This window comes from Corynebacterium sp. (assembly GCF_043426755.1).
Taxonomy (GTDB): domain Bacteria; phylum Actinomycetota; class Actinomycetes; order Mycobacteriales; family Mycobacteriaceae; genus Corynebacterium.
Map to the genome: position 1 here is coordinate 13,775 of NZ_JBHWRP010000002.1, position 24,002 is coordinate 37,776.

24 protein-coding genes are annotated in these 24,002 nt (G+C 63.5%); 4 read left to right on the forward strand and 20 right to left on the reverse strand.

All coding sequences use genetic code 11. The features are described from left to right. Window positions 1-21 precede the first annotated feature (21 nt). A complete protein-coding gene (locus tag ACHFGA_RS00285; RefSeq protein ID WP_394280485.1) occupies window positions 22-2,043 on the forward strand; it encodes a TPM domain-containing protein in 2,022 nt (673 codons plus the stop codon). 10 nt (window positions 2,044-2,053) lie between these two features. Here ACHFGA_RS00285 and ACHFGA_RS00290 read toward each other — a convergent pair whose 3' ends face one another. Genes ACHFGA_RS00290 through ACHFGA_RS00300 form a run of 3 tightly spaced genes read right to left on the reverse strand, consistent with a single transcriptional unit; the run spans window position 2,054 to window position 4,433 of the window. Then, window positions 2,054-2,536, reverse strand: coding sequence for a hypothetical protein (locus ACHFGA_RS00290; protein ID WP_394280486.1), 483 nt, complete (start codon window positions 2,534-2,536; stop codon window positions 2,054-2,056). 11 nt (window positions 2,537-2,547) lie between these two features. After that, on the reverse strand, window positions 2,548-3,051 hold the full coding sequence (locus ACHFGA_RS00295; RefSeq protein WP_394280487.1) for a hypothetical protein: 504 nt from the start codon (window positions 3,049-3,051) through the stop codon (window positions 2,548-2,550). Further along, window positions 3,051-4,433: a glycine--tRNA ligase gene (locus tag ACHFGA_RS00300; RefSeq protein WP_394280488.1), complete on the reverse strand. Its 1,383-nt coding sequence runs from the start codon at window positions 4,431-4,433 to the stop codon at window positions 3,051-3,053. Before ACHFGA_RS00300 ends, ACHFGA_RS00295 begins: the two co-directional genes overlap by 1 nt. A gap of 356 nt (window positions 4,434-4,789) precedes the next feature. Here ACHFGA_RS00300 and ACHFGA_RS00305 point away from each other — a divergent pair, with 356 nt between their 5' ends. After that, window positions 4,790-5,224, forward strand: a complete 435-nt coding sequence (locus tag ACHFGA_RS00305) for an ArsR/SmtB family transcription factor (protein WP_394280489.1) — start codon at window positions 4,790-4,792, stop codon at window positions 5,222-5,224. Window positions 5,225-5,308: 84 nt separating this feature from the next. After that, complete coding sequence (locus tag ACHFGA_RS00310; protein WP_394280490.1) at window positions 5,309-5,728, forward strand: Fur family transcriptional regulator; 420 nt, start codon at window positions 5,309-5,311, stop codon at window positions 5,726-5,728. On the opposite strand, the gene ACHFGA_RS00315 is transcribed toward ACHFGA_RS00310, so the two are convergent. From ACHFGA_RS00315 to ACHFGA_RS00380, 14 genes are all read right to left on the reverse strand, one after another. Further along, a complete protein-coding gene (locus ACHFGA_RS00315) occupies window positions 5,725-6,789 on the reverse strand; it encodes a VIT1/CCC1 transporter family protein (RefSeq protein ID WP_394280491.1) in 1,065 nt (354 codons plus the stop codon). The two genes, ACHFGA_RS00310 and ACHFGA_RS00315, sit on opposite strands and share 4 nt — an antisense overlap. Next, window positions 6,786-7,523, reverse strand: coding sequence for an isoprenyl transferase (locus tag ACHFGA_RS00320; RefSeq protein WP_394280492.1), 738 nt, complete (start codon window positions 7,521-7,523; stop codon window positions 6,786-6,788). The genes ACHFGA_RS00315 and ACHFGA_RS00320 overlap by 4 nt, the downstream gene beginning before the upstream one ends. Before the next feature lie 9 nt (window positions 7,524-7,532). Further along, window positions 7,533-8,270: a DNA repair protein RecO gene (recO, locus tag ACHFGA_RS00325; RefSeq protein WP_394280493.1), complete on the reverse strand. Its 738-nt coding sequence runs from the start codon at window positions 8,268-8,270 to the stop codon at window positions 7,533-7,535. Beyond that, on the reverse strand, window positions 8,271-9,206 hold the full coding sequence (gene era, locus ACHFGA_RS00330; protein ID WP_394280494.1) for a GTPase Era: 936 nt from the start codon (window positions 9,204-9,206) through the stop codon (window positions 8,271-8,273). It abuts the gene before it with no gap. A gap of 110 nt (window positions 9,207-9,316) precedes the next feature. Beyond that, window positions 9,317-10,168 carry a pyridoxal kinase PdxY gene (gene pdxY, locus ACHFGA_RS00335; RefSeq protein ID WP_394280495.1) on the reverse strand — a complete coding sequence of 284 codons (852 nt, stop codon included), beginning with the start codon at window positions 10,166-10,168 and terminating at the stop codon, window positions 9,317-9,319. 162 nt (window positions 10,169-10,330) lie between these two features. Further along, window positions 10,331-11,668 carry a hemolysin family protein gene (locus ACHFGA_RS00340; protein WP_394280496.1) on the reverse strand — a complete coding sequence of 446 codons (1,338 nt, stop codon included), beginning with the start codon at window positions 11,666-11,668 and terminating at the stop codon, window positions 10,331-10,333. Next, a complete protein-coding gene (gene ybeY / locus ACHFGA_RS00345) occupies window positions 11,668-12,240 on the reverse strand; it encodes an rRNA maturation RNase YbeY (protein WP_394280497.1) in 573 nt (190 codons plus the stop codon). Before ybeY ends, ACHFGA_RS00340 begins: the two co-directional genes overlap by 1 nt. Next, a complete protein-coding gene (locus tag ACHFGA_RS00350) occupies window positions 12,237-13,238 on the reverse strand; it encodes a PhoH family protein (protein WP_394280498.1) in 1,002 nt (333 codons plus the stop codon). Before ACHFGA_RS00350 ends, ybeY begins: the two co-directional genes overlap by 4 nt. A gap of 19 nt (window positions 13,239-13,257) precedes the next feature. Continuing rightward, a complete protein-coding gene (locus ACHFGA_RS00355) occupies window positions 13,258-13,965 on the reverse strand; it encodes a 16S rRNA (uracil(1498)-N(3))-methyltransferase (protein WP_394280499.1) in 708 nt (235 codons plus the stop codon). Then, on the reverse strand, window positions 13,966-15,102 hold the full coding sequence (gene dnaJ, locus ACHFGA_RS00360; protein WP_394280500.1) for a molecular chaperone DnaJ: 1,137 nt from the start codon (window positions 15,100-15,102) through the stop codon (window positions 13,966-13,968). Window positions 15,103-15,120: 18 nt separating this feature from the next. Beyond that, on the reverse strand, window positions 15,121-16,137 hold the full coding sequence (gene hrcA / locus ACHFGA_RS00365; RefSeq protein ID WP_394280501.1) for a heat-inducible transcriptional repressor HrcA: 1,017 nt from the start codon (window positions 16,135-16,137) through the stop codon (window positions 15,121-15,123). Window positions 16,138-16,174: 37 nt separating this feature from the next. Next, complete coding sequence (gene hemW / locus ACHFGA_RS00370) at window positions 16,175-17,305, reverse strand: radical SAM family heme chaperone HemW (protein ID WP_394280502.1); 1,131 nt, start codon at window positions 17,303-17,305, stop codon at window positions 16,175-16,177. Between the two features lie 29 nt (window positions 17,306-17,334). Continuing rightward, a complete protein-coding gene (locus tag ACHFGA_RS00375) occupies window positions 17,335-18,006 on the reverse strand; it encodes a hypothetical protein (protein ID WP_394280503.1) in 672 nt (223 codons plus the stop codon). A gap of 110 nt (window positions 18,007-18,116) precedes the next feature. After that, window positions 18,117-19,961 carry an AMP-dependent synthetase/ligase gene (locus ACHFGA_RS00380; RefSeq protein WP_394280504.1) on the reverse strand — a complete coding sequence of 615 codons (1,845 nt, stop codon included), beginning with the start codon at window positions 19,959-19,961 and terminating at the stop codon, window positions 18,117-18,119. A gap of 140 nt (window positions 19,962-20,101) precedes the next feature. Here ACHFGA_RS00380 and malQ point away from each other — a divergent pair, with 140 nt between their 5' ends. Further along, entirely contained in the window at window positions 20,102-22,246 is a 2,145-nt protein-coding gene (gene malQ / locus ACHFGA_RS00385) for a 4-alpha-glucanotransferase (RefSeq protein ID WP_394280505.1), read from the forward strand. Window positions 22,247-22,260: 14 nt separating this feature from the next. On the opposite strand, the gene ACHFGA_RS00390 is transcribed toward malQ, so the two are convergent. The 3 genes from ACHFGA_RS00390 to ACHFGA_RS00400 all read right to left on the reverse strand — a co-directional run. Next, a complete protein-coding gene (locus ACHFGA_RS00390; RefSeq protein WP_018580755.1) occupies window positions 22,261-22,401 on the reverse strand; it encodes a hypothetical protein in 141 nt (46 codons plus the stop codon). A gap of 11 nt (window positions 22,402-22,412) precedes the next feature. Beyond that, window positions 22,413-22,583, reverse strand: coding sequence for a hypothetical protein (locus tag ACHFGA_RS00395; protein ID WP_394280506.1), 171 nt, complete (start codon window positions 22,581-22,583; stop codon window positions 22,413-22,415). Between the two features lie 12 nt (window positions 22,584-22,595). Next, window positions 22,596-24,002: M3 family metallopeptidase (locus tag ACHFGA_RS00400; RefSeq protein ID WP_394280507.1), on the reverse strand; the 1,407-nt coding region annotated here is incomplete at its 5' end.

Genomic DNA, 24,002 nt, shown 5'->3' on the forward strand with positions numbered 1-24,002 from the left:
GCAGTCGGTAACCTTGTTGCCATGATCGCGCGAAATTATCTCACACTGTTGGCGGCCCCACTGCTTGGCGGAGCCATCGCACTTGCCGCCACGCCGACCGCTTTTGCGCTGGCCGATGGCGCTGCGAGTGGTCCGGCACGGGCCTCGTCGATAAGCGTGCAGGCGCAGGGCCCGCAACTGACGTCCAAGGTGACGGACATGGTGGGCATCCTCGACGCGACGGAGGCCAACGAGCTTGAGACCGCGATTCGTGATCTGCAGACGCAGGAGCAGCGCGACGTTTTCGTGGTGTACCTCGAAGATTTTGGTGGGCAGGACCCTACGACGTGGGCGGAGCAAGCGGTGGCTGCCAACGGTGGCGGCAACACTGCGGTGATTGCGATCGCGCCGAACGCCCGGCAATACGGCCTGTGGGCCGGTGGGCAGTGGAGCGATTCCGAACGCACCGCCATGAATGAGGCGCTATACCAAGCGCTGGTCAACGATGATTTCGCGGGCGCTCCGCTGGCTGCTATCAACGCGGTATCGTCGGGCGGCGGCTCTGATGACAATGCGGCGTGGCTGCTGGCCGGCGGCGGGGCTGCCGTGGCCGCGGGTGGCGGGATCTGGGCGTACTCGCGGCGCAAGAACAAGAAGGAGTCCGAGGCGATGCTGGAGGATTCCCGCGCGATCGACCCCTCCGATACGCGTCGCCTGGCGCAGCTGCCGATTGCCACCCTGGAGCAGCTGGCGAACGACACTTTGGTCAGCGTCGACGAGTCTATCCGGTTAGGCCAGGAAGAGCTCAAGGTAGCCAACGCTGAATTCGGTGCCGAGCGCGTGCGCCCGTTTACCGCGGCGATGAACCGTGCCAATTCAGAGATGCAGCGCGCCTTTGAAACGCAGCGCCGCCTGAATGATTCCATCCCGGAGACCGAGCCGGAAAAGCGCGCGATGCTCGTCGACATCATCTCCTCCGCCGGCCAGGCCGACCAGGAGCTGGAGAAGCAGTCCGGCGAATTCTCCAAGATGCGCAACCTGCTGATCACCGCTCCCGAGACGATCGACCAGATCACCCAGCGCACCGTTGATCTGCGCGCCCGCATCGAACCAGCCCGCGCGACGCTGGCGCAGCTGCAATCCAAATACTCCGACGACATGCTGGATTCCATCGCCGACAACGTCGAGCTTGCTTCCGCCTCCCTCGATGAGGCCGAGCAGAACCTTGACCGCGCCCGCGAACTCGAATCACGCCCGGCCGGCGAGCAGGGCGCGCTGATCGACGTGATCCGTACCGCTGAGCACTCCATCGAAGTGGCCGACAACATGTTGGCTGCGATCGAGCACGCCGAGGTGAATATCCAGACCGCGCAGGCGAATTTGCCGGCGCTTATCGACGAAGTGGCCGCCGAAATTGAGGAGACCTCACAGTTGGAGGCGGCGACCTCCACCGGTGCCCGCATCGATGTGGACCGCCTGCGTGTTGTGCGGGACCGCGCCACCGAGGCGTTGGCGACGGCGCGCTCCGCAGCGTCTGCCGATCCCCTGCGCGCCTATACCGACCTAACCCACATTGACGCCGAACTCGACGAAGTCATCGCCGAAGCCAAAGGTGTGGCCCAGGACCAGCAGCGCCTGCTGGGCATTTTTGACCAGCAGATCAACGTTGCCGCCGCCCAGATTCAAGGTGCCCAAGACCTGATCGGCTCCTACGGCCGTATCATCGGATCGGAAGCCCGCACCCTGCTGGCTCAGGCCCAGCGGGAACACGCCCAGGCCTTGAACCTACGGATCTCCAACACCCGCCAAGCTGTTGACTTGGCGCGGCAGGCCACCGAGACCGCGCGCCGCGCCGCCAACGCTGCAAAGAACAACATCAACCAGCACCGCCAGCGCCAGGCCGCTTCCACCTTTGGTGACGTGGCCCAGGGCATCATCATTGGTTCGATGCTCTCCGGCGGCCGTGGCGGTGGCTTCGGCGGAGGCGGCTTCGGCGGCGGGGGCGGAGGCTTCGGTGGTGGAGGCGGCGGAGGCCGCGGCGGCGGCTTCGGCGGGTCCTTCTAGGCGGGTCCTCCTAAATCAGGGTGCGGCGCACCGGGGAGTCCACCAACACTAGCCCCCAGGTGAGGAACACCAGGTCCAGGGTGGGGACCTCGTCGATAGCGGGGCCGTCGACCACCTCGACCTTCCCGGAGATCAGGGGTTTTACGCGGGCGGCGACGTGGCCGGAGGCGTTGAGGATCTCGCGTTCCTTGCTCCACCAGTTCACGCGGTTCAGGGAGTAGGGGCGGTCGTCGCAACGCGCAGCCAGCTGCGAAACGGTAAAACTTTGCTGGGTGATGGTGTAGAGGGTGCCGTCGTCGGCGGTGGCCCGGACGGTGAAGTGGCGCGGGCCGGGGGTGGACTCGATGAGGAGGCGCTTGCGGCCCATGATCAGCACGTCGGAGCGGACGTGGGCGATGTGCACCGAGTTGGAGTCAAGCAGTTCGTTGCCGCGCCACACCCAGGTGCCTTCGCCGCCGCCGGTGAAGATGCCGGCCTTGTCCGCTGCGTCCACCGCTTACTCCTCTAGAAAATGAACACCAGCACCGCCACGATGGTCAGCAGGACCAGGGTGGCGATCAGGGCCTTGGAGCTGCCCATGGTTTTGTTCTCCAGCGCGAGGCGGGAGACCCAAGCCAGGGCCACAATATCGACCAGCGGCAGGTCCGTCTCCCCTTCGAACTCCAGATTCGCCACGCGCACACCGTGGTTGCGGCCAGAGAACTGGGCGACCTTCTCCCCTGCTGCGTTGTCGATGATCCAATCAGCGGAATCCTCGTTGACTAACACGTACTGGCGACCGTCAACCATGAGGGGTACTTCGCGCTCCCCTTTCCACGGCCCGGACTTGACCAGCTCTTTGCCGTCGACACGCGCCACCGCACCGCTCACCGGTGTCGCGGCGAGGTCCCAGCGCACGCCGTCGACAAGCGCCGAATCTGGACCGAACTCGGCCAGCACTTCCGGCCCGGCCTCGGCCAGCAGCTTCGGATTGTCACGGTCGGTGCGATCCCAGGAAACCCAGTGCATTAGCAGCCCGCCAGTCGCTGGGCCAGGTACTCTTCCAGGTCGGCGATTTTGACGCGTTCCTGCTCCATGGTGTCGCGCTCGCGGACGGTCACGGCCTCGTCGTCAAGCGTGTCAAAGTCATAGGTCACGCAGAACGGGGTGCCGATCTCATCCTGGCGGCGGTAACGACGACCGATCGCGCCGGAGGTGTCGAAGTCCACGTTCCAGAACCCGCGCAGCTTGTCCGCCAGCTTCGCAGCAGGCTCGGACAGCTCCGGCTTCTTCGATAGCGGCAGCACCGCAACTTTCACCGGCGACAGGCGACGATCCAGCTTCAGCACGACGCGCTTATCGACGCCGCCCTTCGCGTTCGGCGCCTCATCCTCGTGGTATGCGTCGATGAGGAAGGCCATGAGCGCGCGACCCAGACCTGCGGCAGGCTCGATGGTGTACGGGATCCACCGCTCCTCAGTCTCCTGCTCGTAGTAGCTCAGGTCCTCGCCGCTGCCCTCGGAGTGGACGCGCAGGTCATAGTCGGTACGGTTGGCGATGCCCTCAAGCTCGCCCCACTTTGAACCGGCGAAGTTGTAGGCGTACTCAATGTCAACGGTGCGCTTGGAGTAGTGCGAAAGCTTCTCCTCCGGGTGCTCGTAGAGGCGCAGGTTCTCCTCGCGGATGCCCAGGTCGATATACCACTGGTGGCGGTCGTCGATCCAGTACTGGTGCCATTCCTCATCCGTACCAGGCTTGACGAAGAATTCCATCTCCATCTGCTCGAACTCGCGGGTGCGGAAGATGAAGTTACCGGGGGTGATTTCGTTGCGGAAGGACTTACCGATGTTCGCAATGCCGAACGGCGGCTTCAGGCGCGCCGAGGTCATCACATTCTTGAAGTTGACGAAGATGCCCTGCGCGGTCTCTGGACGCATGTAGTGCAGGCCCTCTTCGTCGTTCACCGGCCCCAGGAAGGTCTTCATCAGACCGGAGAATTCGCGCGGCTCGGTCCAGTTGCCTGGCTGCCCAGTCTCCGGATCGTTGATGTCCGCCAGGCCGTTGGCTGGTGGGTGGCCGTGCTTCTCCTCGTAGGCCTCCAGCAGGTGGTCGGCGCGGTAGCGCTTGTTGGTGTGCAGGGACTCCACCAGCGGGTCGGTGAACACCTCAACGTGACCGGAGGTTTCCCACACCTGGCGCGGCAGAATAATGGAGGTGTCCACACCCACCACGTCCGCGCGCGACTGCACCATGTGGCGCCACCACTGGCGCTTGATGTTTTCCTTCAGCTCAACGCCGAGCGGACCGTAGTCCCACGCGGAGCGTGTACCGCCGTAAATTTCACCGGCGGGATAGACCAACCCGCGACGCTTTGCAAGGTTAACGACGGTATCAATTACGGACGCAGCCATGGAAAATGGTTCTCCTCTGGTAGGGGGATTAAAGCTTTTCCCTAGTCTAGCGTGGCCGGTTTCCCGCTTCAGCGCTCCCCCCGATTCTCGCTTCGCTTATCGACGAAAAACGGCGAAAAGCTACCCGTTGTAACACAATTTTGGACGGTTGTTTATTATGGGAACCAAAGAATATATATCTCAAGCGTTTTGAAGCGCCCAGCAGCCCGAGGATACCCCTTCGGTTAGCGCATTGATTTCTCCTCATTTGTTCTTAAGCTGGGTAGCAGGACCGCGGTGCTGCCTCCCACACTCAACGCCCGGGAGGCAGCACTCCAAGAAGGGAGCCGACGATGGGCAAGGAAATGCCAGTCGCAATGGGTGATACTGAGTACGCCAGCAAAGTCATCAGCGCGCTCGATTCACCCTTGCGTGTTGACATTCTCCTCCTCCTGCACAAGCGCGACCACGTGGTCCATGAACTCGTGTCCACCCTGTCGAAATCCCAGCCGCTGATCAGCCAGCACCTGCGCGTGCTGAAGAAGGCCGGTTTGGTGCAGTCGACCAGGGCAGGCCGAGAAGTCGTCTACAGCCTCAGTGTGCCTGAGACAATCGACCTGATCTGGGACGCAGAACAAGTAGGCAAGATGGCCCAGCAGAACGACGAACTGGCTGCTCGTCGTGAAGCGAAAAACAGAAACGCGGACGCTGGGACTGCCACGGGCGCTGCCGCTATCGTTGGCGTACCGAAGGATACTTTGCCGGACCAGGACCCGGGCCTGATCCCCCAAACCCCGTCACCAAAGAAATAACCCGGTAAAAACCGGTCCACTCCTGGTAAAGTGGCGAAGGATTAGGTAACACCAAGATCCTGCCTCGGCACTTCAAGGAGATTCATGTCGACTCGTAACAATGTCCCAAAGCTGGGTGCGCGCAATACCCGGCAGCGCACCGCCGTGGTGAATTGCCTCCGCGAGATTGACCGTTTCGCATCAGCCAAGGCCATTCACCGCGAGCTCGAAGACCGCAAGGAAAAAGTGGGCCTGACCACCGTGTACCGCACGCTGCAGTCCTTAGCCGACATCGACGCCGTGGACGTACTACACATGGCCAGCGGCGAAACCCTTTACCGCCACTGCCTTACCGACGACCACCACCATCACCTAGTCTGCGGCGAGTGCGGCTCTACCGTCGAAATCGAAGGCGGCCCCGTGGAGCAGTGGGCCAAAGACACAGCCGCCGCCCACGGGTACACGCTGACGGGCCACGACGCCGAAATCTTCGGCACCTGCCCACAGTGCCAGAAGCGCGCCTAAGTCAGCACCGCGCCAAACACCACGCCAAGCACGTACGTCACCGCTGCGGCAACCAGCCCGATGAGCAGCTGGCGGATCGCCCGCGATAGTGGCGGCTTGCCGGAGAGCACACCAGTCACGCCACCGGTAAACAGCAGGGCCAGCGACACCAACACCAGAGCGACCACCGCGCCCACCGTCGGCGAAGCCCCAAAGATGAACGGAATGAGGGGGACAAACGCGCCGACACTGAAGAACACGAAAGAGGACGCAGCGGCCGTCCACGCACTGCCGGCCCCATGCTGGGAGTCATCGTCGAAAGCCTCAAACTGAGTGCCCTGCACGGCCGCGACGTAGTGATCCGCGGCGCGCTGCTCAGCCTCTTCAGGCGAGTAACCGCGCGCCCGGTACACCAGGGCCAGTTCGTTCTCCTTCACATCCAAGCTGGGCAGCATCTCGCGGGCGGTGGGGTCCGGAGTGGAGGCCTCCAGCAGCTCGTTTTGTGATTTCACCGAAACATACTCGCCCGCCGCCATCGACAGCGCGCCCGCCAGCAGTCCTGAAATGCCCGTGAGCAGGATGAAGTTCGAGGACACACCAGAGCCCATCACGCCGATCACCAGGGCGACGTTGCTCACCAACCCGTCGTTGGCCCCGAACACGGCGGCGCGGAAATTGCCACTCATGCGCTCGCGCCCCTTCTGTGCCAGGGCGCGCACCACCTCGGCGTGCATGGCCTCATCGGCGGCGATCTGGTCGGAGGCATCCACATCGTCCAGATACGGGGAACGCTGCTCCGCCGACTGCATCAGCGCCAACGCAAACACCGACCCGAAGTTGCGCGCCAGAAATGCCATGAACCGGGTGGATAGATCGGGCTGCTGCGGCATCCCCACATAGTCGCCCAGCTTGTCGCGCCAGTACTGTTCGTGGCGAGATTCAGCATCGGCCACGCGCAGCAGAATCTCGCGCTCCTCCCCCTCCCGCTTGTGCGCTAGCTCGCGGTACACGGCGGCCTCAGCGCGTTCGTTCGCTAGGTAGCGGCGCCAGCGCTTGATCTGGGCCTTCGTCGGCTCGGTCACTTCACACCACCGAAACGGCGATCACGGCGCGCATACTCCAGCACCGCGTCGTACATATCCTGCGGAGTGAAATCGGGAAAGAGTTTGTCCTGGTACACCATTTCCGCGTACGCCGACTGCCACAGCAAAAAGTTAGAGGTGCGCTGCTCGCCCGAAGGCCGCAGGAACAGGTCCACATCGGGCATGTCGGGGCGGTACAGGAAGTTGCTAAACGTGTCCTCGGTGATCTGCTCCTTGCGCAGATTCCCGGCGCGGGCTTCGTCGACAAGCATGCGCGCGGCGTCGACAAGCTCGGCCCTCCCGCCGTAATTGACACACATAGCTAGCGTCATCGCGGTGTTGTTTTTCGTGAGTTCCTCGGCGGCCTCAAGCTCGCGGATCACGCTGCGCCACAAGCGGGGGCGGCGGCCCGCCCACACGATGCGGACGTTCTTTTCGTGCAGGATGTCGCGCTGGCGGCGCAGCACATCGCGGGAAAAGCCCATGAGGAAGCGCACTTCATCGGCCGTGCGGCGCCAGTTCTCCGTGGAAAACGCGTAGGCGGATAGCCACTTCACGTCGCCGAGCGCGAGGCACGCGTCGACGCAGTCCATCAGCACGGCCTCGCCACGCTTGTGGCCTTCGGTGCGCGCCATGCCGCGGTTCTGGGCCCAACGGCCGTTACCGTCCATCACCAGCGCGATGTGCTTAGGGATGAACTCTGCCGGAATATCAGGTGGAGGTGTAACAGTCACCCCCACAGTCTAAGCCTGCTCCATGATTTTCAACGACTTCACACCCTGCTCCGCATGCCACTGCAGGTGCACGCTGGTTAGCCGGTGCACTTGGGCCGCGATGTCGCTTGTCGACGATTGCAGCGCCGCCTCCACGTGCCCGTGTTGCAGCAGCCACATCACATGCAGCGCCTCCGGGTCGATCTCCGCGGAGCCCTGCGGCCGGCAGTTGTTGCACACCGCCCCGCCGATCCCAGCGTGGAAGACGCGGTGTGGGCCCGGCTTCTGGCAGTTCGCGCAGTCAAAGAGGCTCAGGCCCCAACCGGCGTTCTCTGTGGCGCGCAGGATGAACTTATCGACGACCAAACTGGGGTGCTGTGCTTGTTGGAGTTCGGCGAAGCTAGTGGTTACTTCGTCGAAAAGAAAAGGGTCCTCGTGGCCCTCATAGGCCAGCTTCTCTGCGGATTCGAGGATGGCGCAACCGGCGGCGTACTTGTCGAAATCGTCGATGATGCCGGACCCGTAGTAGGCCACGGTGTCGGCACCAGTGATCGTCGATAAGTTCCTGCCCGGGTATAACTGCACGTCGATGTCAACGAAAGTCTGCAAACGCGACCCGAAGCGGGACTTCGCGCGCCGCACCCCCTTCGCCACCCCGCGCACCAGGCCGTGGTGGCGGGTGAGCAGGACGATGATGCGGTCTGCCTCGGCGAAGTCATACGTGCGCACAACAACGGCGCGATCGCGGTACGACTCCCTCGACGCCATCTAAAAACCCAACCTCCCCAAACTCTTCGGGTCCGACTGCCAGTTCTTCAAGATCTTAATACGCAGGTCAAGATGCACGTTGCGGTCCAGCAGCTGCATGATCTGCTTGCGCGCACGCTGCACCAGCCCGCGGAACCGGCGCCCGTCCTTGCCCTCGATGATGCGTTTCTGGCCCGGGCGCTCCAGGTACAAGACGGCGTGAATGACCAGCTTCTCGGGGTTGTCTTCGTCGGGAAGCACCTCGTCGATCTCCACCGCCACCGAGTGCGGCAGCTCATCGCGCAGGCCAGAAAGCGCGGCCTCGCGGATCAGCTCCGAGATGCGCGCCTCCGTGTCCTCGTCGGTGACGTGGTCCGTGGGGTAGAAGCGCGGGCCTTCGGGCAGGTGGCTGGTGATCACGTCGAGCAGCACGTCCAGCTGCGTTTCCGTTGTCGCGGAGACCGGCACCACGTCAATGTTTTCGGCGGCTGTTGCCTCGGTGAGTAATTTGTGCAGTTCCAGCAGCTGCGCCCCCACCTGGTCCTTGCCGGCCTTGTCCAGCTTGGTCACCACGCCGATGATGGGGGTCTTCGGCGCGATTTTCTGCACATTCTCCACGATCCAGCGGTCGCCCGGGCCGATCTTCTCGTCGGCAGGAATGGTCAGGCAGATCAGGTCCACATCCGCGTACGTGTCCTGCACAACCTCGTTGAGGCGCTCGCCCAGCAGCGTGCGCGGGCGGTGCAGGCCTGGCGTATCGACGAGCACAATTTGCGCGTCGTCCCTGTTCACGATGCCGCGGATCGGCCGGCGGGTGGTCTCTGGCTGGTCGGCGGTGATCGCGATCTTCTCGCCGACGAGCGCGTTGGTCAGCGTTGACTTACCCGTGTTCGGGCGGCCGACGAAACTCACAAAACCGGACTTAAAACCCTCAGGCGTATCCGTGAACATATCCATGGTGACCAAGTGTAGCTTTAACGCGCGCCATCACAGGTCTTGGGTGCGGTCGATGGATCTTCTCAAACAGGCCCGAAAAGGGGCGTTTCGGCAAGATTCATCGACCGCCGTTAGAGGGCAATGACTTCAAACTGCTTGCGCGGCTGCGCGTAGGTGTCCTGGGCTTCGATCAGCAGCAGCTCGCGCGAATCCTTCTGATAGGTCAGCTCCAGCAGGTCGAACACGCTCGATGCGGTCTTCGCTAGGGCATCGGCTGCGTCGCCGGACTCGATGTAGTGGCCGGTGAACAGGGCCGCGGTCACATCACCGGAGCCGTTGCGCTTGAACGGCAGGTAAGGCGTTTCGACGATCCACTTGCCCTTCTCATCCACGACCAGCATCTCGATGGTGCCCTCCGTGCGGTCGGGGCGCACAACAGAGGTGACCAGCACGGTCTGCGGGCCCATCGCGCGGGCGGCCTCGACGGCGTCCAGGGTGGAGTCCAAATCGTGGGCTTCCTTGCCGGTGAGGTAGCCCAGCTCAAACTGGTTCGGGGTGATGATGTCCGCCACCGGCACCACCTTGTCACGCAGCAGCGGCGGGATATTGTCGGAGACGTGGCAGCCGGACTTCGCGTTACCCATCACGGGATCGCAGGCGTAGACCGCGTTCGGGTTGGCTTCTTTGATCTGGGCGACGGCGTCGATGATCACCTCTGCGATGTCATCGCCGCCCTGGTAGCCGGAAAGCACCGCGTCGATCTCGCCGAACACGCCGCGCTCCCCCACACCACGGATCACCTCAGCAACATCCGACGCCGGGATCATCGGCCCGCCCCACTGGCCATAGCCGGTGTGGTTGGAGTAGTTGACCGTGTAGACCGGCCACACTTCGTGCCCCATGCGTTGCAGCGGGAAAACGGCGGCAGAGTTGCCCACGTGCCCGTAGGCGACGGCGGACTGGATCGACAAAATGTTTTTCATGACTAATAGTGTGCTCCCCGGGGGTGGCGATGGCCAACTTCACCCCCAATTAATATTTTTTGCTAATCCTGCCATAGGAATAGACAATTTCAGTAAACTGTACTGTGGTCGCGGATCGGTCAAGCGACCACCAAAAGGAGCTGGGGGCGACACCTGATGCGGTCAGATGGTGTCGCCCCCCTCTACATCCAAGTCCGCGGAGCGCTCGGGCACGTCGATCAGCACGCTGCGCACCTTCATGCGCCCACGACGATCGCGGCCGCCCTCCGCGGTGAAGCGCACGCCGTCGAACTCCACGTGGGAGCCCGGCAGCGGAACACGCCCTAGACCATAAGAGATCAAACCGGCGACGGTGTCGACGGAGTCGCGGATCTCCTCATCCAGGTCAATCTCGAAGTCCAACTCTTCCTTGAGGTGATCCTTCAGGTCATCCAGGGACAACCGTGAGACGGCGCGGAACTGGCGCTCGCCAACAGACTCGATGGGAGCCACCTCCCCCTCGTCATATTCGTCGGTGATCTCACCAACAATTTCTTCGAGAATGTCCTCCATGGTCACCAGGCCCGCGATGCCGCCGTATTCGTCGACAAGCATGGCGATGTGCATGTTGTCGCGCTGCATCTCATGCAAAAGTTCGTCCAAAGGTTTGGATTCGGGGACGAACTTGGCGTCGCGGACCACATCGCCCACAGCGACCCCGCGGCCGCCGTCGGTGCGGTGGTAGGTCTCGGCGACGATGTCCTTCAGGTAGGCCACGCCGACGATATCGTCGACGTTCTCGCCGATGATCGGCACACGGGAGTGTCCGGAACGGATCATCAGGTTCGTGGCCTGGCCAGCGTTTTTCTCCGCCTCCAGCCAGATCATCTCCGGCCGCGGCACCATCACGTTTTTCGCGTAGGTGGAGGCAAGGTCAAAGATATTCTGGATCATGCGGTGCTCGGTCACCTCGACGATGCCGTGCTCCTGGGCGATGTCGACCATCTCGCGCAGCTCCACCTCGGAGGCGTAGGGGCCGTCGCGGAAACCCTGGCCGGGGCTGACCAGGTTGCCCAGCCAGATCAGAAGCTTCGACAGCGGGCCGAGCACCTTGTTGATCAGCGAAAGCACGCGCGCGGACCCCAGCGACACCGAGTACGGGTTGCGCTTGCCCACCGTGCGGGAGAAGACACCGACAATGCCGAAGGTGAGGATGGAGACGGCCGCGATCGCGCCGATGATGGCCCACGCGTCGGATTCGATGATGTCCATCGCTGCCATTGCGGCGAAGACCGCGGCGGTGGTGTCCAGGAGGACTTTGATCATCACCAGCAGGTTGATGTGATCGGCGCGCCGGTTGAGCACGCGCATCAGCCCGGCGGCCCCGTTGACATCGTCTTTCACCATATTTTCCACGCGTGCCCGCGAGATCGAGCTCACGGCGGATTCCACGGTGCCGACCATTCCGGACAGCAGCATCGCCACTAGGGAGACGATGCCGTAGGTGATCCACACCTCCACTAGTTTTCACCGCGCTTTTCGACGAGCCGATCCAGCTCTTGACGGTCCGCTGCAGAGGGGAAAGCGTGCTTCCCTGTGGGCTTGGGCTGGTACTCCACCCCGCGGGACTGCAAGGAGTCATACCAGTCCGCCAGGATCTCGTTCTGGAGGGCGAACATCTCGCGCTCGTCGTCAGGCGTCTGGTGATCGTAGCCCAGCAGGTGGAGGGTGCCGTGCACGGTCAGCAGAGCCAGTTCGTGGCCGAGCGGGTGGCCGGCGGCTTGGGCCTGCTTGTCGTCGTACTCGGGGCACAGGATGATGTCGCCCAGCATCGCGGCGCCGAGCGGGGAGGCGTCGGGGCGGCCGCCGCCGGGGGTGAGTTCGTCCATGGGGAAGCTCATCACGTCGGTGGGGCCGGGTAGATCCATCCAGCGCTGGTGCAGGTCGGCCATGGTGTCGGAGTCCACCAGAGTGATGGTGGCTTCGGTGTCGGGGTGGACATCCATGGCGGACAGGGCGAAGGAGCAGACGTCGATTAGCATTTCTTCGTTGACGCCGGCATAGCCTGATTCGTTGAGGACCTCAATGCTCATTGTTCTTCCTTTTCCTTCGATTCCTGGGTCTTCGCGGCGGCTGCGTCCCACCTCTCGTAGGCGTTGACGATGCGGCCCACCAACGCGTGGCGCACCACGTCGCTAGCGCTGAGCTCAGCGAAGTAGATATCGTCGACATCGCGCAGAATCTTGCGCACCAAACGCAGGCCGGAGATCTGGCCGCGCGGCAGGTCTACCTGGGAAATATCGCCAGTGACCACCATTTTCGCCCCGAAGCCCAGGCGTGTCAGGAACATCTTCATCTGCGCCGGCGTGGTGTTTTGGGCTTCGTCGAGGATCACGAAGGCGTCGTTCAGCGTGCGCCCGCGCATATACGCCAAGGGGGCGACCTCGATGATGCCGGCTTCCATCAGCTTCGGGATCATCTCGGGGTCTAGCATGTCGCGCAGCGCGTCATACAGCGGCCGCAGGTAGGGGTCGATCTTGTCGTTCAGCGTGCCGGGCAGAAAGCCCAGCTTCTCCCCTGCCTCCACGGCCGGGCGCGTCAGAATGATCCGCTTGACCTGCTTGGCCTGCAGCGCCTGGACCGCCTTGGCCACGGCCAGGTATGTCTTACCGGAGCCGGCCGGCCCGATGCCGAACACGATCGTATTTTCATCAATCGCGTCCACGTACTGCTTCTGGCCTGCGGTTTTCGGCCGGATCACCTTACCGCGGCGCGCGACGATCTCCGAGCCCAAAATATCAGCAGCCGATTCGGGATCCTCCGACACCGTGATATCCACTGCCTGCGCCACCGCGTCGGGGGAAATGACCACCCCGCGCCGCGCCATGGATTCCAGCTCCTCCAGCACACGTATCCCGCGCGCCACCAGGTGCGCCGGCCCCCGCAGCTGCACGGTGGAGCCACGCGCGAAAAGGTCGATGCCCAACTGGTTGTTAAGCACGCGCAGGTTGTCGTCGTTCGTGCCGTAGACGGCGTGCGCGTACGCCGAATCGAGCTCGACCGAGTGGGAAATCACCTGAGTTTGAGGCATGTGCCCGATCCTACCTGCGTCACGCCCAGCGCCCGCTGAGCACCCCGATGGCCGCCAGACCCAGCGCCGCCGCGGTGGCCGTGCGCAGCACCTCCGGCCCCAGCCGCACCGACGTGGCCCCCAGCAGTTCCAGTTCTTCCTCGCCGATTCCGCCTTCGGGCCCGACGATCAGCACGACATCGTCGGAAAGCTCCACGTCGCGGATCGACTGAGTTGCGTCTTCATGCAGGACATACGCCCGCTTATCGACGATCGCCTCGCGCAATTGGTTCGTCGTCAAGGGCGAAGACACCTGCGGAATGAAGGTCCTGCGGGACTGCTTGGCTGCTTCGCGGGCGGTGTTCTGCCACTTCTCCACGTTCTTGGCCACTTTCGCGCCCTGCCAGCGGGCGATGGTGCGGTGCGAGATCCACGGGATGATAGCATCGGCGCCGGCCTGGGTGGCAAGGTCGACGGCCAGCTCGGCCCGTTCGGATTTGGGGATGGCCTGCACAACGGTGACCCGTGGGGTGGGTGGCTCGTCGATACCCTGCTCTAGCACTGTTCCGGTGAGCATGTCCTTGCCCGTGGTGGCGGTGACCTCCACGCGCGCCCAGGCACCGTTACCGTCGGTCAGCATGATTTGCTCGCCTGGGGCGATGCGCTTGACCGTGACAGCATGTTTGCCTTCCGGGCCGGCGAGCTGGCCGGACTCCGGGGCGCCGGTGATGAAGTAGGGCAGGGACATTTAGCGCTTGAACCTATCGCGGAGGCGGGAGAAGAAGCCGGAGTCTTCGTCCTCGGTCTCGACGACGGAGTAGTCGCCATCGCGGCGGCGGCGCAGGTCCTCGAGGGCTTCGCGACCCTTGTCATCCAGGTCGGTAGGGATAGTCACCTGCACGTGCGCCACCAGGTTGCCGCGGCCTTCGGAGCGCAGGCGGGGCATGCCCTCGCCTTCCAGCAGGATCTGTTCGCCTGGCTGGGTGCCGGCATCGACGGTGATCTCGAAGTCCTCTCCCGCCAAGTCGGTGGAGCGCACCGTGGTGCCCAGCGCTGCATCCAACATGGGCACGCGCATGTTCATGTGCAGGTTGTCGCCCTCGCGGATGAACACGGGGTGGCGCTGGGTGGTGATCTCCACGTACAGGTCACCGGCCGGGCCGCCGCCGTGGCCGACTTCGCCCTGGTCCGCCATGCGGATGCGCATGCCGTCGGCGATGCCCGCCGGGATGTTGACGCGGAGGTCGCGGCGTTCACGCACACGCCCCTGGCCGCTGCACTTGGTGCACGGGTCGGGGATGATCTCGCCGAAGCCCTCACACTTGGGGCAGTCCATCGTCGTCATGACGTTGCCCAGGAAGGAGCGCTGCACTTCCTGCACGCTGCCGGAGCCCTGGCAATTGTCACACGTGACGGGCTTGGACTTGGATTCAGACCCGGAGCCGGTGCATCGGTCGCAGACCACCGCGGTGTCCACGGTGACTTCCTTCTTCACACCCTTGAACGCTTCTTCCAGGGTGATGCTCGTGCGTAGCAGCGCGTCGTTGCCTGGCTGCACGCGCGAACGCGGACCGCGCTGGCCGCCAGCTCCGCCGCCGAAGAAGGCTTCGAAGATATCGCCAAAACCACCGCCGCCGAAGCCACCACCTCCCGGCGCGCCCTGGGCCTGCTCCATGGGGTCTCCGCCCATGTCGACGATGCGGCGCTTCTGCGGATCCAGCAGCACTTCCTGAGCGATCGAGATTTCGCGGAACTGCTCTTCCGCCTCCGGGGTGTCATTCACGTCCGGGTGATACTTGCGCGCCAGTTTGCGGTACGCCTTTTTGATCTCCGCGTCTGAGGCGTTCTTGTCCACCCCAAGGATCCCGTAGTAATCACGAGCCACAGTAAGTTTCGTCCTTTCCTATTCGCCATCCAGCACGCTGGAAATATAGCGCGCAACGGCTGCAACCTTTTGAATCGTACCGGGATAGTCCATATGGGTTGGACCGAGGACCCCCAGTCCGCCCAAAGTTTCCCCATCGGTGCCGTATCCGGCGGTGATCACTGAGGTGTCACGCAGCCCTTCCTCGGCGTTTTCGCGCCCGATGCGCACCTGTACCCCGCCGAGGTCCGGCACGTTGGCCAGCAGTTTCAGCACCACCACTTGTTCTTCCAGCGCGTCGATCACCTCGTGGAGGCCGCGCGGCATGTGCGTCAGGTTCGCGGCCCCGGCAATGATCAGCCTGTCGCTTGGCTTTTCGACGAGCGTGTCGATCAATACGGTGGCCGCCCGCATCACGTGGTCCACGATCTCCGGCGGCGCCGCCAGGGCCAGCTCCGCAAGGCTTGCGGAGGCGTCGGCAAGCGTTTTGCCCTCGAGTGCCTGGTTGAGCATGTCGCGCAGCGCGAACACGGCGGCGTCGTCGATATCGCGCGAGAGTTCCACGTTGCGCTGGTCCACGCGCCCGGCGTCGGTGATCAGCACCAGCAGGAGGCGCCGCGGTGTCAGGGCGACGACTTCGCAGTGCTTCACCCGCGACACGTTAAGCGTGGGTAGCTGCACCACCGCGGCCTGCCGAGTGATCTGCGCCAGCAAACGCACGGAGCGTCGCAGCACATCTTCTAAGTCCACGCCGCGTTCAATGAAGTCCACGATCGCGCGCTTTTCCGCGGCACTCAGCGGCTTGACCTCGTGCAGCGTATCGACGAACGCCCGGTACCCTTTTTCGGTGGGCAGGCGCCCGGAGCTGGCGTGTTGTTGTTGGATCAGGCCCTGTTCTTCCAAGGCTGCCATATCATTGCGGATCGTCGCACTGGAGACTTGCAAATCATGCCGGTCCACCAGCGCTTTTGACCCGACGGGTTCTTGCAGCGCGATGTAGTCGGCCACGATGGCTCGCAGCACCGCTTGCCTGCGCCGTTCCGTCGCACTCGCCATAAGTTAGCACTCTCCTTTACTGACTGCTAACACTACATTACTCCGCCGCCAGGATGTCAGTCACAATTCCGTCCGCCAACAGCCGGCCCGTCTGCGTCACACGGATCCGCTTATCGACGATCAACCGGCCCGCCTCTTCATGCTGCTTCACCACCGGCATGGCTGCCTCCCCCACCCACTCGGTAGGGATGCCCTCCTTCAACCGCAGCCCCAGCATGATCTGCTCCATATGGTGCTCATCCGCCGTAATGGTTTCAGAATCCTGGATGGGCAGTTGATCGTCGTTAAGCTCCTGCGCGTAACGCTCCGGGCGCTTGACGTTATAAAAGCGCTGGTCGCCGATGTAGCTGTGTGCGCCGGGGCCGGCGCCCCACCAGCGGCCGCCGCGCCAATAGATCAGGTTGTGCTGGCACTCCCCGCGCGGTTTGGCCCAGTTGGACACCTCGTACCAATCGAAGCCGTGGTCTTCCAGGGTGTGGGCGATCAGCTCGTAGCGATCGGCGAACGTGTCCTCGCTGGGGGCGGGCAGTTCGCCGCGGCGGACCTTGCGGGCCATCGCGGTGCCATCCTCGACGATGAGGCTATAGGCGCTGACATGGTCCACGCCCGCGCGCAGGATGTGCTCCAGGGTCAGCTTCACGTCGTCCTCGGTCTCGGTGGGCGTGCCGTAGATCATGTCCAGGTTGACGTGTTCGAAGCCGGCGCGCTGCGCTTCCTGGGCGGCCGCCACCGCCCGGCCGGGGGTGTGGGTGCGGTCCAGCACCTTGAGGATCGGCGTACTTGCCGATTGCATGCCCAAGCTCACCCGCGTGAACCCCGCCTCGCGCAGCCCCACAAAATACTCCGGGTCCGTGCTTTCCGGGTTGGACTCCGTGGTCACCTCAGCGTCTGCGGCCAGGCCGATCGTGTTGCGGATCGCGGTGAGAACGCGCCCCAAGCCCTCGTGGCCCAGCAGCGACGGGGTGCCCCCGCCGATAAAGACCGTTTGGGCCGCTTGCGCGGTGTCTTTCTCGGCTAGGTGCGCCGCGGCTAGTTCGAGTTCTTTTTCCAGTGCGCCCAAGTACTGGGCGTAGCTGCTGGCCGTTTCACTGGGGGTATAGGTATTGAAATCGCAGTATCCGCAGCGGGTCGCACAGAAGGGCACGTGGATATAGACACCAAAAGACATGCCCACAGTGTAGGTGAGACTGCGCCTACCTAGGCCCCGCGCAGCGAACGCTTCGCAGCCACCTTCGCGACGATCGCGTCAATGCGGGCGCGTTCCTCCAAGAACGCCGGTGGGTTCGAACCCCGCATGGTGCGCGTGAAGGCCGGGTGATCGGAGGCGACCGTCTCCAGCCAGCCGGTCACGGTAAGAACCACGGTGTCGTCGACACGCGCAAACAGGTGCGGCAGGGAGACCACGCCGAGTTCGCACGCCACCATCTCAGTCTGCTCCAGCACATAATCGACGACCTCGCCGAGATGCTGGACCACAAGCTCAGTGCGGGCCTCCAAGGCGGCGTGGATATCGTCGACACGCAAGAGCGCTGCACGGATGGGAAAGAGTTCCTCCAGGCCGGGGGCATCGAGGCGCTCCGGCTCGGGGATCTTCTCATCGTCGGAGGCCGAAGCGGACAGCACGCCTGCGCGCACGCCCGAGGTCAGTGCCTGGCGCAGGCCCACCAGCTCGCCGACAATGCGGCGGGAGTCGGCGCGGGCATCGTCGATAATTTCGTCAAACTCTGCGAGGCAGTCCGTGATCAGCTCCGGGTCATAATCGGCGATCGCCTCAGCCAAATGCTCAATGTATTCGGCAACCTCGTCGCCGATGTTATAGATCTCCTGGGTCAGTTCGCGGTGACGCAATTGAGCAGCGATTTTCTGCACCGTGGAGACCCCCTTCAAGGCATTCAAGTAAAGGTTGAGAGTTTGACTTACGCAATGAGACTTTAGGCCACTTCAGCACGCCCGCATGGCAGGCGCGCCGAAGTGAATTCCTAGCGGGCGTACAGATTCTCGATGTCGTCGGCAAAGCGCTGGAAGACCACGTTGCGCTTCACCTTCAGCGTTGGGGTGAGTTCGTTTTCTTCCTCCGACAGGTCGCGGTCGAGAATCCAGAACTTCTTGATCTGCTCAGCGTGGCTGACAGTCGCGTTGGCCATGTTCACTGCGTCCTGGACCTCGGCGCGCAGGGCCGGGTCGGAGACGAAATCCTTCAGTTCGCGGTTTTCAGGGATGTTGTGGGTGGCCTTCCAACGCGCCAGCTCGTCCGGGTCCAGCGTGACCAGCACGCCCACGTAAGGCTTGCCGTCGCCAACGACGAGGGCCTGAGAAATCAGCGGATCCTGGCGCAGAATCTCCTCCATCGGCTGCGGGGAAATATTCTTGCCGCCAGCGGTGACGATTAGGTCCTTCTTCCGGCCCGTGATCGTGATGAAGCCGTTCTCGTCGATCTCACCCAAGTCGCCGGTATTAAACCAGCCGTCAACCAGGTCCTTCTCCGTGGCCTCCGGGTTGTTGTAGTAGCCCTCAAACACGCCGTCACCCTTGATCATCACTTCGCCGTCCTCGCTGATGCGCGCGGCGTAACCAGCCAGGGGCTTGCCGACGGAGCCAATCTTGGTCTCTTTACCAAAGTTCACGGCGGCCGCGGCGGTGGTCTCCGTGAGCCCGTAGCCCTCGTAGGCAGGCACACCCATGCCGCGGAAGAAGTGGCCCAGCTCGGGGCTCATCGCGGAGCCGCCGGTGATGCAGAAATCCACCTGGCCGCCGAGCGCGTCCTTGATCTTGGAGTAGACCAGCTTGTCGGCCACCTTGCGGCGCAGCTCCAGGGCGCGCGAGGGGCCTTCGTCGGTATCCAACGCGCGGGAGTACTCGATGGCGGTGGCCTCCGCGGCGCGGAAGATGCCGCCCTTGATCGGGCCGCCGTCAACTGCCTTGTTGTAGGCCGCGTTACGCACCTTCTCGAACACGCGCGGCACGCCCAGCACCACGTGCGGGCGGGAACGCTGCAGCTCCATCGTCAAGGTGGAGGTGTCGGACCAGTGGGACTGGGTGGCCCCGCCAATCACCAGGGCCAGGGCCACCGCGCGCGCCAACACGTGCGCCAGCGGCAGGTAGGTGACCACGCGGGTGCCAGGGTGGGCAATCTCGCCGATCGGGTGCGTCAGCAGCGCGCGGATCTGGTGGATCCAATTCTTGTGCGTCAGGTAGCAGCCCTTCGGCCGGCCGGTGGTGCCGGAGGTGTACACCAAGGAGGCCAGGGACTCATGCGTGATACCGGCCATGCGCTCCTCCACAACGGCATCTTCCACGTTGCGGCCCTCAAACTTCAGCATGTCCACCGCAGCGGAGTTGAATTCGAGGACGCGGCGCAGCTTGGTCGGAGAATCCGTCAAAGGTGCGACCCCATCGTCGTTAAGCAAAACGTTGGCCAGCGAGTCCGTGTGGTCGCGCGACTCGGTCACGGCGAGCACGGCACCGGAGTCCTCGATGATCCACTGGATCTGGGTGTCGGAGGATGAAGGGTAGATCGGTACGCTGGCGGCGCCGGCGGCCCAGATCGCGAAGTCCATCAGCTGCCACTCGTAGCGGGTGGTCGATAGCATCGCCACGCGGTCGCCTGCCTCCACACCCAACGCGATTAAGCCCTTGGCCGTCTCAATGACCTCGGTGAGGAACTCGCCGGCAGTGACGTTGACCCAGTCATAGTTGCGCGGGCGCGTGAACAGGATCAAATGCGGGTTAGAACGGGCCAGGCCCACCATCGCGGACAGGCAGTTGTCTGATTCCGCGAGCGTAAACGAGGCTTCGGTTGCGTAAATCTCACCGGAGGATGTCATGCTGTCCGCCTACTTTCTTTGTCACAGCGATTCTCTTATAGCCCCCTAGCGTAGTTGCTGAGACCGAGTGATTCGCGACGAAACGCGCCCCACAAATGTTCAACGGTTCAACCCCACATACGAAGACAATCTTTGGCAAGATGGTGCGTGTGATTAATGTTGACCTGCTAAATTCCCTAGCCAGCACCTACGGCTTGTCGACGAGCTACACGGGCTCCGACGGCAACCAGGTGACACCACCTGCGCACACTCTAGTGAAGTTGCTGCGCGCGATCGGCGTATCGCTGTCCGACGACCCAACCGACGAGGAGCTCAACGACGCGCTGGAACGCCACCGCCTGCGTGAAGCATCGAGAGCGCTGCCGCTCAGCGTGGTCAGCGTCGAAGGCGTAGAAAAGCAGTTCAATATCCACGTCCACCACGGTGCCCCGGCCCACGTGTGGATCGAGCTGGAAGACGGCTCCCAGCGCGAGGCCTACCAGGATGAAAACTGGTCCCAGCCGGTCGAGGTTGACGGCGTGACCTGGGGCGAGGCCACCTTCCACATCCCGGGCGACCTGCCGCAGGGGTGGCACAAGCTGCACTTGGAGTCCGGTGACGCGCACCATGAGACCACGCTGGTGATTACGCCAGATCGCTTGTCGACGACTGACCGTTTCGTCGATAAGCCCGTGAACGGGGTGATGGCGCAGCTGTACTCCGTGCGCTCGGAGCAGTCCTGGGGGATGGGCGACTTCGCGGACCTGGGCTACCTGGCGGAGATCTTGGCCAAGCGCGGAGCAGACTTTTTGCTGATCAACCCGGTGCACGCCGCGGAGCCTTTCCCGCCGGTGGAGGATTCGCCTTACTTGCCGACAACGCGCCGCTACGTCAACCCGATCTACATCCGTATCGAGGATGTGCCGGAGTTCGCAGGCGTGGACGCCGACGTCACCGAGCAGGTCACGGTACTTGCCGACGAGCTGCGTACCGGCAACCGCTCCGCGGACTTCATCGAGCGCAACCCGATCTATGAGGCGAAGCTAGCCGCCCTGCGCGAAGCTTTCTTTACAGAGTTCCCTAAGCCGCGCCTGGCCCAGTTCGAGGCGTTCATCGAGGAGCAGGGCCAGGGCTTAGCGGATTTCGCCGAGTGGTGCGCCCGCCGCGAGTTGAAGCAGGACGAGGGACATCGTTACGCGCTTAACGACGAGGACGTCGCCCAGGTGCAGCGCTTTTATATGTGGCTGCAATTCATCGCCGATGAGCAACTGGCGGCCGCACAGCAGCGCGCCCTGGATGCTGGCATGAAGATCGGAATCATGACCGACCTTGCCGTGGGCGTGCACCCCGGCGGTGCGGATGCCCACAACCTGGCCAAGGTGCTGGTCCCCGATGCTTCGGTGGGTGCTCCACCAGACAACTACAACCAGCGCGGCCAGGACTGGTCGCAGCCGCCATGGAACCCAGTGCGCCTGGCCGAAGCGGGCTACACCCCGTGGAGAAACCTACTGGCCACGGTGCTGCGTAACTCCGGTGGGATCCGCGTGGACCACATCTTGGGGCTGTTCCGCCTGTTTTGGATGCCGCGCATGGAGTCCCCTGCCACCGGCACGTACATGAACTATGACCATGAGGCCATGCTGGGCGTTCTGGCACTGGAGGCTGAGCGTGCGGGGGCCGTCGTCGTTGGCGAAGACCTAGGCACCTTCGAGCCGTGGGTGCAGGACGTGTTGACCGACCGTGGCGTGATGGGCACTTCCGTGCTGTGGTTTGAGGGTTCCCCCACTGTGGAAGGGCCGCGTCGCCAGCATGAGTACCGCCAGCTTGCGCTGTCGAGCGTGGGCACCCATGACCTGCCGCCGACCGCCGGGTACTTGGCCGGCGCACACAATGAGCTGCGCGATGAGCTGGACCTGCTCGACGTGCCGGTGGAGGAAGTCGACGCTGAGGATGTCGAATGGCAAGGCAAGGTGCTCGACGTTGCCCGGGAGACCGGCGTGTTTGACGGCACCGAGCTGGAAAAAGTGGAGTTCTCTGAGCGCCCGCGTGACGATCGTGGCGCGGTGCCGGACCTGCTGGTGGGCCTGAATAAGTTTATTGCCGGCACGCCTTCTGCGCTGACCTGCACCAACCTGGTGGACATGGTGGGCGATCTCCGGATCCAGAACCAGCCGGGTACCAACCGTGAGCAGTACCAGAACTGGTGCGTGCCACTCACCGACGGCAAGGGCGAGGCCGTGCTGCTCGAAGACCTCGAGGACTTGGAGCTCTTCCAGCGTGTGGCGGAAGCCTCCAAGCGCCACTAGCTCCGCTAGCGCCGTTAAAGCAGCCCGATCAGCCCGGCGATCACAACGAGCGCCAGCAGTAGCCACAGTGCCTGCGTCACGCGCGACTGTGGGTACTTCCGCCGGGCTTTGGGCAGCTTTTTATCCTGCTCACGCAGTTTTTCTGGGTTGGCCATAGTTGCTTACCTTAATCCTTCTTGCGTTTACTGACTAACAGGTGGCCCGCCCAGCTCACCCAATCCACTGCGCGGGTCAGCACAATCGCGCCCAGCACCGCCAGCGGAATGAGCACCAGTAAGAGCACGGGCACCTGCACCCAGAGGCTGGCCTGGGTCAGCCCTAAGACCAGTTGGTCCATCTGCGCCTCCTGCTAGACCTCTACACCTTCAAGCCCGCGGCGCACCAGCAGCGGCCGCACGTCCTTCGCACGGCCCCGGAACGCCTCATAGGCCTCAGCATAATCGCTGGCCGCGCCCCGCGAGAGGATGGTGTCGCGGAAGAGTTGGCCGGTCTCCCGATTGATGCCGCGCTCGGCGACCAGTTCGTAGCCGTCCGCATCCAAAGCCTCGGCCCACAGGTAGGAGTAGTAGCCCGCCGAGTAGCCGCCTGCGAAGATGTGGTTGAACCAGGTGGAGCGGTAGCGCGGTTCCAGTCCCTCCACGTCCAGCCCCGCAGCAGCCAGAGCCTCCTCCTCGAATGCGGCGATATCGGTGTCGGCGGGGATCTCGTCGGCAAGCGAATGCCACGCCAGGTCGATCGCGGCGGCGGCGAGGTACTCGGCGGTCGCGAAGCCCTGGCCGAACTTGCGCGAAGCGATCACGGCGTCCAACATCGCGTCGGGCAGGACCTCACCGGTGTCCACGTGGCGGGCGTAGTTGCGCACGATCTCCGGGGCGAAAGCGTAGTTTTCGTTGATCTGGCTGGGGAATTCCACCCAGTCGCGCGGGACGTTCGTGCCGGACATGCTGGGGTAACGCACATCGGACAGCAGCCCGTGCAGCGCGTGGCCGAATTCGTGGAAAACGGTGGTCACTTCGTCGATCGAAAGCAGCGGGTCCGCGACACTCATCACGTTGACCACCACGGGCTTCGTGCCGGCCAGGTGCGATTGGTCCACAAAGGAGCTCATCCACGCTCCGCCGCGCTTGGACTCGCGCGCGCCGTAGTCCGTCAGCAGCAGGCCAAGGCCCTCGCCGGATTCCTCGCGGACCTCCCACACGCCCACATCCTCGCGGTAGGCGCGCAGGTCATCACGCTTATCGACGACCACCCCATACATTTTCTGCGCCACATAGAAGACGCCATCGCGCAGCACCTGGTCCAACGGGAAGTACTTGCGCAGCTCGGATTCGTCGAGGTTGAGCTCTTCCTCGGCGCGGCGTGCTTGCCAGTAGGGCCAGTCCGCACCGTCTACTTCATCGCCGGAGAATTCGCCCGCCAGTTTGCGTTCTGCTTCGGCGTTGGCGGCGGCAGCGGGCGCGAGGTCGGCGATCAGGTCGCGCGCTGCCTGGGCGTTGCCTGCGGTTTCTTCGGCGATGACATAGTCGGCGTGCGTGTCATAGCCCAGCAGCTGCGCGCGTTCCTGGCGCAGCCGCACCGATTCCAGCACGATCTCCCGGTTAGAGTCTTGGCCGCGCTTGCGTGAGGCGTCGAAAAGTTTGTGCCTGCTTTCCGACGATTCCAGCTGCGACTGTGCCGATTGTGTCGTCGGCAATTCAATGGGCAGCACGTAGCCATCACCGTCTGCGGCGGCGTCGATGCGTGCCTGCGAGAGCCC

Excerpts from the sequence above, each read along its gene's own strand:
- ACHFGA_RS00285 (WP_394280485.1), top strand. The coding sequence starts at position 22 with ATGATCGCGCGAAATTATCTCACACTGTTGGCGGCCCCACTGCTTGGC.
- ACHFGA_RS00295 (WP_394280487.1), bottom strand. The coding sequence starts at position 3,051 with ATGCACTGGGTTTCCTGGGATCGCACCGACCGTGACAATCCGAAGCTG.
- ACHFGA_RS00300 (WP_394280488.1), bottom strand. The coding sequence starts at position 4,433 with ATGGCTGCGTCCGTAATTGATACCGTCGTTAACCTTGCAAAGCGTCGC.
- ACHFGA_RS00305 (WP_394280489.1), top strand. The coding sequence starts at position 4,790 with ATGGGTGATACTGAGTACGCCAGCAAAGTCATCAGCGCGCTCGATTCA.
- ACHFGA_RS00310 (WP_394280490.1), top strand. The coding sequence starts at position 5,309 with ATGTCGACTCGTAACAATGTCCCAAAGCTGGGTGCGCGCAATACCCGG.
- recO (WP_394280493.1), bottom strand. The coding sequence starts at position 8,270 with ATGGCGTCGAGGGAGTCGTACCGCGATCGCGCCGTTGTTGTGCGCACG.
- era (WP_394280494.1), bottom strand. The coding sequence starts at position 9,206 with ATGGATATGTTCACGGATACGCCTGAGGGTTTTAAGTCCGGTTTTGTG.
- pdxY (WP_394280495.1), bottom strand. The coding sequence starts at position 10,168 with ATGAAAAACATTTTGTCGATCCAGTCCGCCGTCGCCTACGGGCACGTG.
- ybeY (WP_394280497.1), bottom strand. The coding sequence starts at position 12,240 with ATGAGCATTGAGGTCCTCAACGAATCAGGCTATGCCGGCGTCAACGAA.
- ACHFGA_RS00350 (WP_394280498.1), bottom strand. The coding sequence starts at position 13,238 with ATGCCTCAAACTCAGGTGATTTCCCACTCGGTCGAGCTCGATTCGGCG.
- ACHFGA_RS00355 (WP_394280499.1), bottom strand. The coding sequence starts at position 13,965 with ATGTCCCTGCCCTACTTCATCACCGGCGCCCCGGAGTCCGGCCAGCTC.
- hrcA (WP_394280501.1), bottom strand. The coding sequence starts at position 16,137 with ATGGCGAGTGCGACGGAACGGCGCAGGCAAGCGGTGCTGCGAGCCATC.
- hemW (WP_394280502.1), bottom strand. The coding sequence starts at position 17,305 with ATGTCTTTTGGTGTCTATATCCACGTGCCCTTCTGTGCGACCCGCTGC.
- ACHFGA_RS00380 (WP_394280504.1), bottom strand. The coding sequence starts at position 19,961 with ATGACATCCTCCGGTGAGATTTACGCAACCGAAGCCTCGTTTACGCTC.
- malQ (WP_394280505.1), top strand. The coding sequence starts at position 20,102 with ATGGTGCGTGTGATTAATGTTGACCTGCTAAATTCCCTAGCCAGCACC.
- ACHFGA_RS00390 (WP_018580755.1), bottom strand. The coding sequence starts at position 22,401 with ATGGCCAACCCAGAAAAACTGCGTGAGCAGGATAAAAAGCTGCCCAAA.
- ACHFGA_RS00395 (WP_394280506.1), bottom strand. The coding sequence starts at position 22,583 with ATGGACCAACTGGTCTTAGGGCTGACCCAGGCCAGCCTCTGGGTGCAG.